We start from the raw sequence: 15,357 nt of genomic DNA on the forward strand, positions 1-15,357 counted from the left end.
AATAGCGGGAGTCGCCTATTCGTTGCTGAAGAAAAAGCAGGATTACGACCCTGCCAGACGTTTGGGGGTTGCCCCCCCAAACATAGAATCTCCCACAGAGCAACAACGAGTGTCAGAAATATCAGCGTTATCTGAAATACCGCCTTCGCCAGCAAGCAGGCCCCCACAGGGATTTTGCGCAAGGCGCCCCCTCATTTGATCCACCGGTTCACCCCGCCATCCCCACCTCCTGCTACCATGTCGCGCCATTTGCCCTCAGCCGCGACGCCATCCGATGCCTGACGTTTCTCTCCCTGCCGCCAAGTCTGAACTCTCCGCTGTGTTCACCACCGTGCAGCGTCACTTCATGGAAGTGATCGTGCCGCTCTGGCACGGGCCGGGCTGGAATGCAGAGATGGCGTTACCCTATGAGGCGCTGGATGCCCTGCATCGGCCGCTGCCTCCTCAGCGCTACCGGGCCATGGCCTGCGCGCGGCAGTTGTTCCTGTTTTCCAGCTTCATCGGCGACCCGCAAGTGCCAGACGCCGAGGTCCGCGCTGCGGCGCTGTTCCGCTCGCTGCAACGGCATTTTCACGATGCCGAGCACGGCGGCTGGTTCTACAGCATCGACCCGCAAGGCGCGCCGCTGGATCGCCGCAAGGACCTTTACACCCACGCCTTCATCGTCTTCGCCTGCGCGCACTACTGGGCGAAGGTGCGCGAGCCGTTGGTCGAGTCTGTGCTCAACGCAGCGCTGGAGGTCGTCGCCGAGCAGTTCGCCGACGGTGATGGCTTGTACGAATCGGTGCTGGCTGAAGACTGGTCGTCCCTCGATGCGGGCCCGCTGCAGAACCCGCTGATGCATCTGGCCGAAGCTTTTCTGGCGACGCTGGAAGTGCGCGAAGACGCCAAAACACTCGCCGCTCTCGACAGTCTGGCCGAAGCCATGCAGCGCCGGTTTGTCGATGTCGAACACGGCGTGATGCTGGAGAAGCCGCTTGGCGCTGTGGATAACTGGTCCGAGCCTGGGCATCAGTTCGAGTGGTTCTATCTGCTGGAATCGTCCAAGCATTTGCGCGGCACACCGCTGCATCGCTCCCTGACCACTGCATTTGCCCACGCCGAGGCGCAAGGCGTCGATCCGGTCACAGGGGCTGTGGTCGCGACACTGGATGTGGAAGGCTTGGTGAAGGATGGCACGCAGCGCATCTGGGCGCAGGCCGAGTACCTGCGGGCATTGACGCTACGTCCTGACAGCCAGGCGTTGCTGGCGCGTCAGTTGAATGCCTTGCAGCAGCGCTTTCTGCACGCGGGTGGCTGGAATGAGTGCCTGGACAGCCAAGGCCAGATCAGCCGCAGCGACATGCCGTCGACCACCCCGTATCACTTGGCGACGTGCTATATCGGGCTGGCGGAGTACTTCAGCGCCTGATCAATCGCCTCGCGAATGAATTCGCTCCCACAGAATTGAGAACGCCTCAACACTGTGGGAGCCGGCTTGCTGGCGAAAGCGGTGGGTCAGTGACAGATGAATTGTCTGACACCCCCATTCGCCAGCAAGCCGGCTCCCACAGGTCATCATCCCTGCCTTACTTCGTCTCACCACGGGTACGATCAATCGCAAAACCCGCCCAGGTCTGGCTCACCGGCATCAGTTCCAGGTTGTTCACGTTGACGTGGGCCGGGGTGTTCATGATCCAGAAGATCGTCTCGGCGATGTCCTGCGGCTGGATGGGTTCGGCGCCTGCGTAGGTGGCGTCGTACTTGGCCTGATCGCCGCCGAAACGCACCAGCGAGAATTCGCTTTCGCACAGGCCGGGCTCGAGGTTGGTCACGCGTACGCCCGTGCCGATCAGGTCGTTACGCAGGTTCAGGGAGAACTGGCCGACGAACGCCTTGGTGCCGCCGTAAACGTTGCCGCCCGGATACGGGTAGTTGCCCGCCACCGAACCCAGGTTGACGATGCTCGCGCCACGGCCGTAGGCGATCAGGCGCGAGAGCAGCGTGCGGGTGGTGTAGACCAGGCCTTTGACGTTGGTGTCGATCATGGTGTCCCAGTCGTCCAGGTCGCACTTGGGCGCGGGGTCGATGCCCAGGGCCAGACCTGCGTTGTTGATCAGGCCACGAATCTTCGCGAACTCGGCTGGCAAACCTTCAACGGCCTTCTCAACGGCCTCACGATCGCGCACGTCCAGTGTCAGGGTGTGCACCTTGGTCTGCTTGGATAACTCGGCGCTCAACGCCTGCAGACGCTCTTCACGGCGACCGGTCAACACCAGCGACCAGCCCGCCTCTGCAAAACGGCGTGCACAGGCTTCGCCAAACCCGGAAGTGGCACCGGTAATGAACACGGTAGAAGTCATGTCGTTCTCCTGACTGAGGGTTTCGGCTTAGGGATAAGCTCTGGAATAACGCAACCAAACCGCGTTGCGTGTAGGAAAGTTCTGGAGAATGCCCGCGCAAGCGGCTCTGGATCAAGCCTGTGGGCAACAATCATCGTACGACCTTCCCTCTGTACAAAAAACGTACAACCTACTCAAAGCCTTGCACTCTATGGCCTGCACGCAGTTTTGCCCACCTTATCCACAGCCAGACTCACAAAATCCGGGGGCAACTTCAAAGCAGTCAAGCCCCGCCATGCGCGGCCTGTAGGTGAGTTGAGAGGATTTCAGCTTGACCTGCTGAAACGTATCTGCAACCAAACGGATACCCGACTTGGACAGGCGGACAGGATTACCCACGCCAGCCCAGAGATTGCGCTACCTGCGAAGGTCTTTCCAAGGGTTGCACACAGACTTATCCACAGGCTTGCCCGCCTCAAAAACTGTACAAAAAACCAGCCCCGCGAGCGTTGACAAACCGCTCCAAAATACCGGCCGAAATCGTTGATCAAATATTGATCACAAGCTTGAAAGCCCCGTAAATAAAGGCTTGTAGCCAACTGCCACCAACTTATTCACAGCCCGCTCCACAGTAAAACTGAACAAGTCAAAACCGTGACAAAACAACCATTTGCAGCGGCTAACTGGCGCGCTTTGACAGCTCTATAAAATTGTTTTCCACAATTGGCGTTCATCTGCAGCAGCAGGCTTGCCGCCGGGCGTCCGAACAATCGGTGCCGTCGGCAAGCTGTGCTGCTACGGATGAGCCGAGTACAAAACTGTGGGAGCGAATTCATTCGCGATGGGTAGGTACATCCGAAACATGCCAATCGGTCGTACGGCCCTCTCGCGAATGAATTCGCACACAGGTGTGGCCCCGCTCATTCCACTACCAGGAAAGCTCGATGTGCCCACCGAATGCAAAACGCCCCGAGTGAATAACACTCGGGGCGTTGGTTATTGCCGGAACACTGATGAACTCAATGCCCGCCGAGATAAGCGTTCCTGACCTCCTCGTTAGTCAGCAGCTCCTTACCGGTACCCGTCAGGCGAATCTCTCCGTTGACCATCACATACGCACGATCCGACAGCTTCAGCGCATGGTTGGCGTTCTGCTCCACCAGAAAGATCGTCATCCCCGTCTGTGCCAGCTCACGCAAGGTCGAGAAAATCTGCTTCACGATGATCGGCGCCAGGCCCAGGCTCGGCTCGTCCAGCAGCAACAGCTTGGGGCGGCTCATCAGGGCGCGGGCGATGGCGAGCATCTGCTGCTCGCCACCGGACATCGTCATGGCCCGCTGACTACGACGCTCCTTCAAGCGCGGAAACAGCTCGAACATGCGCTGCATGTCTTCGCTCGCGTGCTTATCCCCAATCGGAATCGTGCCCATCATCAGGTTTTCTTCCACCGACATGTCGGGGAACACACGGCGGCCCTCCGGAGACTGCGCGATACCGTTGGACGCGATGTAGTGCGACGACTTCTGAGTGATGTCGGTGCCCTGATAAATGATTTGCCCGCTGGCCGCGCGAGGCTGGCCGAAGATCGACATCAGCAGCGTGGATTTACCCGCGCCGTTGGAGCCGATCAGGCTGACGGTTTCGCCTTCGTCGATGTGCATCGAGACTTTTTTCAGGGCCTGAATCGGCCCGTAGTACACGTCGATCTCTTTCAGTTCGAGGATCGGCTTACTCATACCAACTCCTCTTCATCAGCACCCAGGTACGCGGCGATCACTTTCGGATCGTTGCGAATCTGCTCCGGCTTGCCTTTGGCGATCACGTTGCCGTGGTCGAGCACGACGATATCGTCGGAAATACCCATGACCATGCCCATGTCGTGCTCGATCAGCACGATGGTCATGTCGTGGTCGTCGCGCAGGTGACGGATCATGCCGCTCAGCGCTTCGGTTTCCTGTGGGTTGAGGCCAGCGGCCGGTTCGTCCAGGCAAATCACCTGCGGACGGGTGCACATGGCGCGGGCGATTTCCAGACGGCGCTGCTGGCCGTAGGAAAGTTCACCGGCCAGGCGGTTGGCGCAGTCCACCAGGTCCACCACTTCGAGCCAATAGAAGGCCGTGTTCATGGCGTCTTCTTCGGCCTTGCGGTAGCCCTTGGTATTAAGGATGCCCGCGATCATGTTGCGGTTAACCCACATGTGTTGGGCCACCAGCAGGTTCTCGACGACGGACATTTCCTTGAACAGGCGAATGTTCTGGAAAGTCCGGGCCAGGCCTGCGCGGTTCACCAAATGCGTGCCGCCAAACATTTTGTAAAACAGACGGCTGCCGAAGCGCTTGGGTGACACAAAGTCGCTGGCGCGAAATTGCTCGCCGAGCAGCTGGATCACGTTGGTCTTCTTGCCCCGCGCGTTGAGTTCGATACGCCCGCCTGTGGCTTTGTAGAAGCCGGTCAGGCAATTGAATACGGTGGTTTTGCCCGCGCCGTTAGGGCCGATCAGGGCGAAGATCGAGTTGCGACGCACTTCAAGGCTGACGTCGCTGAGGGCCTTGATGCCGCCGAAGTGCATCATCAGGTTCTCGACGGAAAGAACGATTTCGTCGCTCATCGCGCGCCCTCCACGTTTGCCAGCACGCCTTTGCGGGGTTGTACGCCGGTACGGCTGATGCGGATCAGGCCACGGGGGCGCCAGATCATCATCAGCACCATCAGGATGCCGAATAGCAGCACGCGGTATTCGGCGAAGCTACGCAGCATTTCCGGGGCGACGGTCAGCACGAACGCGGCGATCACCACACCGACGGTCGAGCCCATGCCGCCGAGCACAACGATGGCCAGGATCAGCGCCGACTCGAAGAAGGTGAACGAGGTCGGGTTGACGAAGCCTTGATAGCTGGCGAAGAACACCCCCGCCAGACCTGCGGTCGAAGCACCGATGGTGAAGGCCGAGAGCTTGACCAGTACGTGGTTCAAGCCCATGGAGCGGCAGGCGATTTCGTCTTCACGCAGGGCTTCCCACGCGCGGCCGACCGGCATGCGGGTCAGGCGATGCTTGATGTACAGCACAGCCAGCACGACGAGGAACAGCACGGCGTAGATGAAGATGAATTTCAGGTCCGGGTTGTATTCGAAACCGAAGTACTCGTGAATCGGAATACCGCCGTCTTTGGCGCGACGCCCGAATTCCAGGCCGAAGAAGGTCGGCGAAGGCACCGGCACGCCGTTCGGGCCACCGGTGAACGACAGCCAGTTGTTGAGCACCAGACGAATGATTTCCCCGAAGCCCAGAGTGACGATCGCCAGATAGTCGCCGTGCATGCGCAGCACCGGGAAGCCCAGGATGCAACCGGCGAACGCCGCTGCAATGGCCGCCAGCGGCAACGCCGACCAGAAGCCGAGCCCCAGATACTGATAGCCCAGCGCCAGACCGTAGGCGCCGATGGCGTAGAACGCCACGTAACCCAGGTCGAGCAGGCCGGCCAGGCCCACCACGATGTTCAGGCCCAAGCCCAGCAACACGTAGATCAGGCCGAGAATGACCACGGTCAGCACGTATTTATCAGCAAACACCGGGAAGATCACCGCGATCAGGATCATCAGCGGAATGATGAAGCGCAGGCGCGTCTTGTAGCCCGGCGGCAGTACGTGCACGCCGGAGCCCGAGCTTTCGAAGCTTTGCGCGATGGCCAGACCTTTAGGGGTCTGCAGGAACAGGCTCATGAAGAAGCGACCGACCACCACCACGCCCACCAGCGCGGCAACGCGACCCGGTTGCATGTTGAAGCCATAGCCGTCCAGCACGATGCCGACGATGGGACCGAACACGATCAGCGCCAGCAAGCCGGCAACCACCGCGTCGATCAGGCTTTGTTTGATATCAATGGGTTTGACAGGAGCAGACATGGTTACACCTTCGCCACGAGTGGGCGACCCAGCAGGCCTTGAGGACGGAAGATCAGGATCAATACCAGCAGGCCGAAACTGAACACGTCTTTATAGTCGGAGTTGATCAGACCGGAGAATTGCGACTCGGCAACCCCCAGGATCAATCCACCGAGCATGGCGCCCGGCAGCGAACCGATACCGCCCAGTACCGCTGCGGTGAAGGCCTTGATGCCGATGACAAACCCGGCGAAGAAGTCGAAGGTGCCGTAGTTCAGTGTGATCAGCACACCCGCCAGAGCAGCCATGGCGGCGCCGATGACGAACACGTAGGAGATGATCCGGTCGGTGTTGATGCCCAGGATAGAGGCCATCTTGCGATCCTGTTGGGTCGCGCGGCACATCCGGCCCAGCTTGGTGTACTTGATGATGTACGTCAGCACGCCCATGCCGATGAAAGCGGCAATCAGGATGAAGATCTTGGTATAAGTGATCTGCACGAAGCCGCTGCCCACTTCAAAGCGCATGGCGCCTTCAAGCAACGTGGGAACGCCTTGCTGGCGAGGGCCCTGGGCGATCTGCGCGTAGTTCTGCAGGATCAGGGAAATACCGATAGCACTGATCAGCGGTGCCAGACGGGTCGAGTTACGCAGCGGTTTGTAAGCCACGCGCTCGATGACGAAGCCGTACACACCGGTCACCACGATGGTGAAGATCAGCGTGCCGAGAATCAGGAATGGGAACGACTCGATGCCGAAGAAGGAGAGGACAGCCAGGCCGATAGCGGCGAGGTAGGCCGAGATCATGTAAACGTCGCCGTGGGCGAAGTTGATCATGCCGATGATGCCGTAGACCATCGTGTAACCGATGGCGATCAGGCCGTAGACCGAACCGAGGGTCAGGCCGTTGACCATTTGCTGCAGGAAAATACCATCCATCACGCACGCTCACGAACTTGAAGGCCAACCTGGCGCGCACCGGATATTCCCTCGTGAGGAACAGCGGACACACACACGATGGCAACAGAAGAAATCCGGCGCCGCGCCAGGCGGCGTCGATTACCGGGTCAGGCCGCTTCGAGGTTCCAAGCCCGCGAAACGGCCGACTCGACTAGGAGCTCAACTCACTTCTGCTTTTCGAGCTGGTGATATTTGCCGTCCTTGTCCCACTGGTAAACCACGTAGTCGGAGACTTTCAAGTCGCCTTTCGGGGTGAACTCTTTCTTGCCCATGACCGTGTCGACGGCGTGGGACTTCAGCCACTTGGAAGCATCCTCGCCCTTGGTGGACTTGGCGCCTTCGAATGCAGCGGCCAAGGTCTGTACAGAGGCGTAGGAATACAGGGTGTAGCCTTCAGGCTCGTAACCCTTCTTGCGGAACTCTTCCACTACAGCCTTGCTGTCAGGCAGCAGGCGTGGGTCGGCACCGAACGTCATGTAAACACCATCAACGTACTGTGCACCACCAGCAGTGGTGACCAGCTCATCGGTGACGACACCGTCATCAGATACGAACTTGACATCCTTGAGGCCCTGTTCACGCATTTGGCGGACCAGAGGACCGGCTTCCGGGTGCAGACCACCGAAGTAAACCACGTCGGCACCGGTGCCCCGGATCTTGGTGACCAGGGCGCTGAAGTCTTTCTCGCCACGGGTCAGGCCTTCTTCCAGCACAGGCTTCACGCCGCGAGCGGTCAGCTGCTTGGCGGTAGCGTCTGCCAGGCCTTTGCCGTAGGTGTCCTTGTCGTTGATGACGGCGACCTTTTTGCCCTTGAGTACGTCGACGATGTAGTCGCCGGCGACGATCCCTTGTTGGTCGTCGCGGCCACACATACGGAACATCGAGCTCAGACCGCGCTCGGTTACGTTCGGGTTGGTGGACGCAGGGGTGATCGCGATGATGCCGGCTTCGTCATAGACTTCCGAGGCGGGGATGGTCGAAGACGAGCAGAAGTGACCCACGATGCCGACCATTTTGTCCGCAGCGGCTTTGTTCGCGACGGCAACGGCCTGTTTAGGCTCGCACGCATCATCGTATTGAGTCAGGGCGATTTTCTCGCCGTTGACGCCGCCCTTGGCGTTGATAGCCGCAGCCGCCGCTTGGGCGCCCTCCCAGAACTGCTTGCCGAACGAGGCGTTGGCGCCGGTCATTGGACCCGATACGCCGATCTTGACGTCAGCCTGCGCAAAAGTAGCCACACCCATTGCAGTAGCGACTGCGAGTGCCAGAAAGCCTTTCCTGTAAAACATCTGCGACATGAGTTGGTGCTCCTAGGTTTTTTAATTAGCACTGCGACCACAGAGTTGCTCTGAGCAAGTGGCGTGCCATCGGTTTTTTATTCTGAAAAAAGTCATCGTTTTGTTGTTATGCGACTGATTCGAGCCCTTTTTCACTGGGCGTGCAACCGTCTAAACCGCGCAAGGTGCAACCCTGCGACTTCTAAAGAGCAACCCTCCCAAATTAAATGCGCAACCCTGAGAGGCTGACCTGTACAACCCTGTTGTAACAACCTGCGTCACCGAACTGCACACCGTCGGTGCGGGGCCGCTACGGGACGCACCATTTCAGGTGAGTGGCTGCACGAAAAAGCGTGAATGCATGACACATACTTCGCCTCAGATCACAACTCTGAGGCATTGCCCTGCATGGTATAGCGAAAAGCCAGCCTCATATAAAGAGCTGCGTAAACCAATGGCCGAGAGCGGCTGCATCGGGGTGAATGGAATCGGCAACACACCGGCGTTCCCGCTGCACAGGTAATCGGCGAATGCCTTGCCCACAACCGTCCCCGTCGTGTTGCCGCGCCCGTTGTAGCCGGTCACCGCGACCAGTCCTGGTGCAGGCTCGAACATGCGCAGCAGATGATCGGGCGTAAAGGCGATGCAACCAGTCCAGGTGCATTCCCACTCAACTTTCTTCAGGTAAGGAAAATAGTGCTGCTGTACGCGATCGGCCCAGGCCTTGAGGAACCAGGTCGGCTTCTGATTGCCATTGCCCAGACTGCCCAGCAACAGGCGCCCATCGGCGTCGCGGCGAATGCTGCTGAGCACCTGACGGGTGTCCCACGAACCTTGACCGCCAGGCAGTATCTGCTGCGCCGCCTCTTCGGTGAGCGGAGCGGAAGCGACCTGATAGTAATAACCGGGGAAGAAACTGCGGCGCAGCTCGGTCCATTCGCCTTCGGTGTAGGCGTTGGAAGCGACGACCACCTGATCGGCGCTGACCGAGCCGTTTTCGGTGATCACGCACCAGCGCTGGCCCTGACGCTCAAGGCGTTTGACCGGGGAATGATCGAAGCGCTGACCACCCAGCGACGTCACCGCAGCGGCCAGGCCACTGGTGTACGCCATGGGGTTGATGGTGCCTGCACGGTGGTCGAGCAACGCGCAGGTGATTTCTTTCGTGCCCGTGGCTTCCTGACAGGCCTTGCCAGTCAGCAGTTCGATAGCGGCGCCACGGCGCTTCCACTGTTCTTCGCGGCTGCGCAGGTCCAGCTCGCCCTTGGCGTTGTGCGCCATGTGCAGCGTGCCCTTGCGCGTGGCCTGGCAGTCGATGCCGTATTTCTCGATCAGGCTGAAGACCAGCGACGGCGCGTTGCCGAGCATGGCATTGAGCTGACTGCCGACTTTCTCGCCGAAACCGGCTTCAATCTCGTCGGGCGGAATCCACAGCCCGGCGTTGACCAATCCTACGTTACGCCCGGAACCGCCCTGCCCCGTGCGATGGGCTTCCACGATGGCGACGTTTTTGCCCTGCTCGAGCAAATGAATCGCCGCCGACAGCCCGGTAATGCCTGCACCGATCACGCAAACATCGACCGTCACTTCACCCTTCAACGCCGGCGCCTCAGGCCTCTGCGGCGTCAGCGTTTCCCACAGACATTCTTCGCGTAGCGGCATCGCAAAACCTCGGAAAGAGATACAGCCAAAATAATTTGCTGCACCACATACCTGTAGGAGCGCGCTTGCCCGCGATTGCGATACATCAGGCACCTCTTCTGCGCCTGCTTTACCGCCCTCGCGGGCAAGCGCGCTCCTACATGGAACGGCGCTTACCTTACGGCATCAATCAAACGTAATCCCCTGCGCCAGCGGCAGCTCGCGGGAGTAGTTCACGGTTGCGGTCTGACGACGCATGTAGCCTTTCCACGAATCCGAGCCGGACTCACGGCCGCCGCCGGTTTCCTTCTCGCCGCCGAACGCGCCGCCGATCTCCGCACCACTCGGGCCAATATTGACATTGGCGATGCCGCAGTCGCTGCCCAGGGACGAGATGAACTGCTCGGCTTCACGCACGTCGGTGGTGAAAATGCACGACGACAGGCCTTGCGGCATGTCGTTGTTCAGGCGCACGGCCTCGCTGAATTCGTTGTAACCGACCACGTACAGGATCGGCGCGAAGGTCTCGCTGCGCACCACGTCGCTCTGCTCCGGCATCTCGACGATGGCAGGCGATACGTAAAACGCGTTGGGGAATTTCTCGACCAGTTGACGCTTGCCGCCGAACACGGTGCCGCCTTCGCTCAGAGCCTGCTCCAGGGCTTCCTGCATGTTTTCGAAGCTTTGCTTGTCGATCAGCGGGCCGACCAGGTTGCCTTCCAGCGGGTGACCGATGCGCACTTTGGCGTAGGCCGCTTTCAGACGCTCGACGAATTCGGCCTTGACCGAGTTGTGCGCGATCAGACGACGCAGGGTCGTGCAACGCTGACCGGCGGTACCGACGGCGCTGAACAGCACGGCGCGCACCGCAAGGTCCAGATCGGCGCTCGGGGTCAGGATCATCGCGTTGTTGCCGCCCAGCTCTAGGATGCTGCGGGCGAAACGGGCGGCGATCTTCGGCGCCACTTCGCGGCCCATGCGGGTGCTGCCGGTGGCGCTGATCAGGGCAACGCGCTCGTCGTCCACCAACGCTTCGCCAGCGTCGCGACCACCGATCACGCATTGCGCAAGGTACTGCGGCGCATCGGCGAATTCAGCCGCGACGCGGTCGAACAGCGCCTGGCAGGCCAAAGCGGTCAGCGGGGTTTTTTCCGACGGTTTCCAGATCACCGAGTTACCGCAGACCAGCGCCAGTGCGGTGTTCCACGACCAGACGGCGACCGGGAAGTTGAACGCGCTGATCACGCCGACAACGCCCAGCGGGTGCCAGGTTTCACGCATGTGGTGGCCAGGGCGTTCGGAGGCGATGGTCAAGCCGTAGATTTGACGGGACAGGCCGACCGCAAAGTCGCAGATGTCGATCATTTCCTGCACTTCACCCAGGCCTTCCTGAGTGATCTTGCCTGCTTCCCAGGAGACCAGCTCTCCGAGGTCAGCCTTGTGTTTGCGCAGGGCTTCGCCGAACAGGCGCACCAGCTCGCCACGGCGCGGCGCAGGCACTTTACGCCAGGCTTCAAAAGCGTGCTCGGCGCGGGTGATGCGCTGTTCGACTTGGGCTGCGCCTTCCCAGCTCACCGAGGCGACCTGGCTGCCATCGATCGGCGTGTGAACAGGCTTGTCGCCTTTCTGGTAAAGCGCAGGGTCGACACCGAGGCGGGTAAGCAGGTCGTTGAGCATGATTTCTCCTGAGTTCTGGTGAACCGTAAACACGAAAGCGGAATGCCGGACCGAGGCCGGGCATTGAGTGATAGCGTCAGCCTTTAGTAATAGCTGGACTGAAGCCCGCCAACAAACGACGATTAAGCGAGATATCATTCCGTTTTTTCATGCTGATGCCGAGCACGCCTGAATATGCTGAACAGACGCCATCTGCCGTCCATCACTGCACTGCAATGTTTTGAAGCGGTGACCCGCCACCTGAGTTTCACCCGCGCCGCCGAGGAGCTGAACCTGACCCAAAGCGCGGTCAGCAAACAGGTCGCGCAACTCGAAGAGCTGGTGCAACACCTGCTGTTCAGACGCGTGCGCCGTCGTCTTCAGCTGACGCCAGCCGGGGCGTTGTACCTGGCAGAAGTCCGAAAAATCCTCACGCAGATGGAGATGTCGACGCACTTCCTGCGTTCCTACGGCGGAGAGACTGAAGTCCTGCACGTCTCCACGCCTTCGACCTTCGGCGCGCGCTGGCTGGTCCCACGCCTGAAAGGCTGGCGTCTACGTCATCCGCACATTCACCTGGATCTGGTGAACGAGCAGGAAAGCGACGACCTGGCGCAGAGCCGCTGCGACATGTCGTTCTACTTCGGCCAGGGCGCGCGTCCCGGCGCGGAAAGCGTAAGGTTGTTTGGCGAGGAGCTGGTGCCGGTCTGCTCACCGGCGAGCATGCCCGACAAGCCTTTCACCGAACCGACCCAGCTCGCAGGGCTGGTCCTGCTGCAAAACGCTCACCGCCCGCAGGGCTGGCACGAGTGGTTCGAGAGCCAGGGTTACCAGACCGAACACAGCTACCACGGCCCGCGTTTCGAGACGTTTTACATGTGCATTCGCGCAGCCCAGGTGGGCTGTGGTGTGGCATTGCTGCCGCGCTTTCTGGTGGAAGAAGAACTCGCCGACGGCAAGCTGGTCATTCCCTGGCCTCATGCATTGCCCAGCCATGACGCCTATTACCTGGCCTACCCGGAACATGCAGCGGAGGTGCCGAAGATCCGCGTGTTCGTAGAATGGATGCTGGAGCAGCTGGATCAGCCGACGCCGCAGTGAAAGCACTGAATCACATATACCCCCTGTGTGCGAATTCATTCGCGATGCGTAGATACGGGCAATACAGATGCGTCGAATGCACCGGCCTCTTGCGAATGAATTCGCTCCCACAGGTCTCGGCATGCGGCCCTGCGCCTTGGTGACAAAATCCTGCGCTGAAACATTTCTGCCCCAACCCGCTCTGCGCTGGCATTATGTCGACCATCGTCAATAACAAACCGGACGTAGTGGCATGGAGCCAATACCAGGCGCTACCGCAAGGTTGTATGCGACACCCACTTGATTTCACGGGCCGCAAATGTGGCGGCCTCTGCTGGCTGGAGCGACACAATGAGTGAGAGCGCTTTCGCAGATCGCATCGTTCAGAACCTGCTCGATACCGACCTCTACAAGCTGAGCATGATGCAGGCTGTGCTGCACAACTACCCCAACGTCGACGTTGAATGGGAGTTCCGTTGCCGCAACGCGGAAGACCTGCGGCCGTACCTGATGGAAATCCGCCATCAGATCGAGCAGCTGTGCGACCTGTCCCTGAGCGTCGAGGAAACCGGTTTTCTCGAACGCATCAACTTCATGAAGCCTGACTTCCTGCGCTTCCTAGGCCTGTTCCGTTTCAACCTGCGTTACGTGCAGACCCGCATCGAAAACGACGAGCTGTGCATTCGCCTGTGCGGCCCTTGGCTTCACGTGATCCTCTTCGAAGTGCCGATCCTGGCCATCGTCAGTGAAGTGCGCAACCGCTATCGCAATCCCAATACCCTGCTCGTTCAGGCCCGTGACCAGCTGTATCGCAAGTTCGACTGGCTGACCGCCACGGCGACGCCGGACGAGCTGGCGGAGCTGAAGGTTGCTGACTTCGGCACTCGCCGGCGCTTCTCGTACGCCGTGCAGGAAGACGTGGTCTCGGTCCTGAAAAAGGACTTCCCCGGCCAGTTCGTCGGCACCAGCAACGTCCACTTGGCGCGCAAGTTCGACCTCAAACCCCTCGGCACCATGGCCCACGAATGGATCATGGCTCACCAGCAACTGGGCCCTCGGCTGATCGACAGCCAGATCGCCGCCCTTGATTGCTGGGTCCGCGAATACCGCGGCCTGCTGGGTATCGCGCTGACCGACTGCATCACCACCGACGCGTTCCTCAACGATTTCGACCTGTTCTTTGCCAAGCTCTTCGATGGCCTGCGCCACGACTCGGGCGACCCTGTGCAGTGGGCCGAAAAGTGCATCCTGCACTACCAGAAACTGGGCATCGACCCAATGAGCAAGACGCTGGTGTTCTCCGACGGCCTGAACCTGCCCAAGGCGCTGGAAATATTCCGGGCCCTGCGCGGTCGGATCAATGTCAGCTTCGGCATTGGCACCAACCTCACCGCCGACGTGCCGGGGGTACAGCCGATGAGCATCGTGCTGAAAATGACCGCCTGCGCCGGTCAGCCTGTTGCGAAGATTTCCGACGAACCCGGCAAGACCCAGTGCAAGGACCCGGAATTTGTCTCCTACCTGCGTCACGTATTCAAGGTGCCAGCCTGACTCGAGCACCGCTTACACCCTTTTTTCATGCCTCTTTTTCTTCTTCATAAGGAGTCAATCATGCAAGCCGTACAGCTCGAGATCGCCAAGGAGCTCAAGGTTCAGGCCCCCTTCGCCAATCAGGGCGAGCTTGAAACCGAGGTCGCGCGCCGAATCCAGTTCATCAAGGACTGCCTGCAGAACGCCCGCATGAAGGTGCTGGTGCTGGGCATCAGCGGCGGCGTCGACTCGCTCACCGCAGGCCTGATGGCCCAGCGCGCCGTGCGCGAACTGCGTGAAAGCACTGGTGACGACGCCTACCAGTTCATCGCCGTGCGCCTGCCGTACCACATCCAGCACGACGAACACGAAGCCACCGCCTCCGTGGATTTCATCGCCCCGGACGAGCGTCACACCGTGGACATCGCGCCGTCGGTCAAGGCGTTGGTCGAGCAGGTCAAAGCCTTCGAAGGCCAGTCCGATGCGGCGGTGGATTTCGTCAAAGGCAACGTCAAGGCGCGTACGCGCATGGTCGCGCAATACACCATCGCGGGCGTTCGTGGCGGTCTGGTGATCGGTACTGACCATGCGGCGGAGGCGGTGATGGGTTTCTTCACCAAGTTCGGCGACGGCGCCTGCGACCTCGCGCCATTGAGCGGCCTGGTAAAAAATCAGGTGCGTGCGATTGCGCGCAGCTTTGGTGCGCCCGAGAACCTGGTCGAGAAAATTCCGACTGCTGACCTCGAAGACCTGGTGCCGGGCAAACCCGACGAAGCCTCCCACGGCGTGACCTACGCCGAAATCGACGCCTTCCTGCACGGGCAGCCACTGCGTCAGGAGGCGTTCGACATCATCGTCAATACCTACCGCAAGACGCAGCACAAGCGCGACCTGCCGTACGCACCTTAAGGTTCTCGCTGCGCTTCATCTGGGGCCAATGCAAAACCTGTGGGAGCTTCTGGAGCTGTGCGACAGTGGCGAAAGCGGTGTACCTGACACACCGCTTTCGCC

General features: G+C 60.1%; 12 protein-coding genes. 4 read left to right on the top strand and 8 right to left on the bottom strand.

The genetic code is table 11. The features are described from left to right. The first annotated feature begins 274 nt into the window (after window positions 1-274). Window positions 275-1,411: an AGE family epimerase/isomerase gene (locus tag AC07V9_RS29265; protein WP_495019106.1), complete on the top strand. Its 1,137-nt coding sequence runs from the start codon at window positions 275-277 to the stop codon at window positions 1,409-1,411. Between the two features lie 157 nt (window positions 1,412-1,568). Here the strand turns inward: AC07V9_RS29265 and AC07V9_RS29270 are convergent, their stop codons facing one another. The 8 genes from AC07V9_RS29270 to amaB form a co-directional block, all read right to left on the bottom strand. Next, the gene (locus AC07V9_RS29270; RefSeq protein WP_495019107.1) at window positions 1,569-2,342 is read right to left on the bottom strand and encodes an SDR family oxidoreductase; all 774 of its coding nucleotides are present in this window, start codon (window positions 2,340-2,342) and stop codon (window positions 1,569-1,571) included. Window positions 2,343-3,340: 998 nt separating this feature from the next. After that, window positions 3,341-4,057: an ABC transporter ATP-binding protein gene (locus AC07V9_RS29275; protein ID WP_495019108.1), complete on the bottom strand. Its 717-nt coding sequence runs from the start codon at window positions 4,055-4,057 to the stop codon at window positions 3,341-3,343. Beyond that, window positions 4,054-4,929 carry an ABC transporter ATP-binding protein gene (locus tag AC07V9_RS29280; RefSeq protein ID WP_346828880.1) on the bottom strand — a complete coding sequence of 292 codons (876 nt, stop codon included), beginning with the start codon at window positions 4,927-4,929 and terminating at the stop codon, window positions 4,054-4,056. Before AC07V9_RS29280 ends, AC07V9_RS29275 begins: the two co-directional genes overlap by 4 nt. Further along, on the bottom strand, window positions 4,926-6,224 hold the full coding sequence (livM, locus tag AC07V9_RS29285) for a high-affinity branched-chain amino acid ABC transporter permease LivM (RefSeq protein WP_495019109.1): 1,299 nt from the start codon (window positions 6,222-6,224) through the stop codon (window positions 4,926-4,928). Before livM ends, AC07V9_RS29280 begins: the two co-directional genes overlap by 4 nt. A gap of 2 nt (window positions 6,225-6,226) precedes the next feature. Then, window positions 6,227-7,141, bottom strand: a complete 915-nt coding sequence (locus AC07V9_RS29290; RefSeq protein ID WP_495019110.1) for an ABC transporter permease subunit — start codon at window positions 7,139-7,141, stop codon at window positions 6,227-6,229. A 185-nt stretch (window positions 7,142-7,326) separates the two neighbouring features. Beyond that, a complete protein-coding gene (locus AC07V9_RS29295; RefSeq protein ID WP_495019111.1) occupies window positions 7,327-8,460 on the bottom strand; it encodes a branched-chain amino acid ABC transporter substrate-binding protein in 1,134 nt (377 codons plus the stop codon). A gap of 357 nt (window positions 8,461-8,817) precedes the next feature. Then, the gene (gene amaA / locus AC07V9_RS29300) at window positions 8,818-10,101 is read right to left on the bottom strand and encodes an L-pipecolate oxidase (protein ID WP_495019112.1); all 1,284 of its coding nucleotides are present in this window, start codon (window positions 10,099-10,101) and stop codon (window positions 8,818-8,820) included. A gap of 165 nt (window positions 10,102-10,266) precedes the next feature. Then, window positions 10,267-11,757, bottom strand: a complete 1,491-nt coding sequence (gene amaB, locus AC07V9_RS29305; RefSeq protein WP_495019113.1) for an L-piperidine-6-carboxylate dehydrogenase — start codon at window positions 11,755-11,757, stop codon at window positions 10,267-10,269. A 174-nt stretch (window positions 11,758-11,931) separates the two neighbouring features. Here amaB and AC07V9_RS29310 point away from each other — a divergent pair, with 174 nt between their 5' ends. The 3 genes from AC07V9_RS29310 (at window position 11,932) to nadE (ending at window position 15,255) form a co-directional block, all read left to right on the top strand. Then, window positions 11,932-12,837: a LysR family transcriptional regulator gene (locus AC07V9_RS29310; protein WP_495019114.1), complete on the top strand. Its 906-nt coding sequence runs from the start codon at window positions 11,932-11,934 to the stop codon at window positions 12,835-12,837. A gap of 330 nt (window positions 12,838-13,167) precedes the next feature. Then, a complete protein-coding gene (gene pncB, locus AC07V9_RS29315) occupies window positions 13,168-14,367 on the top strand; it encodes a nicotinate phosphoribosyltransferase (protein WP_495019115.1) in 1,200 nt (399 codons plus the stop codon). A 60-nt stretch (window positions 14,368-14,427) separates the two neighbouring features. Beyond that, on the top strand, window positions 14,428-15,255 hold the full coding sequence (nadE, locus tag AC07V9_RS29320; protein ID WP_495019116.1) for an NAD(+) synthase: 828 nt from the start codon (window positions 14,428-14,430) through the stop codon (window positions 15,253-15,255). The last annotated feature ends 102 nt before the right edge of the window (window positions 15,256-15,357 follow it).

It is taken from the genome of Pseudomonas sp. GW821-FHT02A11, from assembly GCF_059421985.1.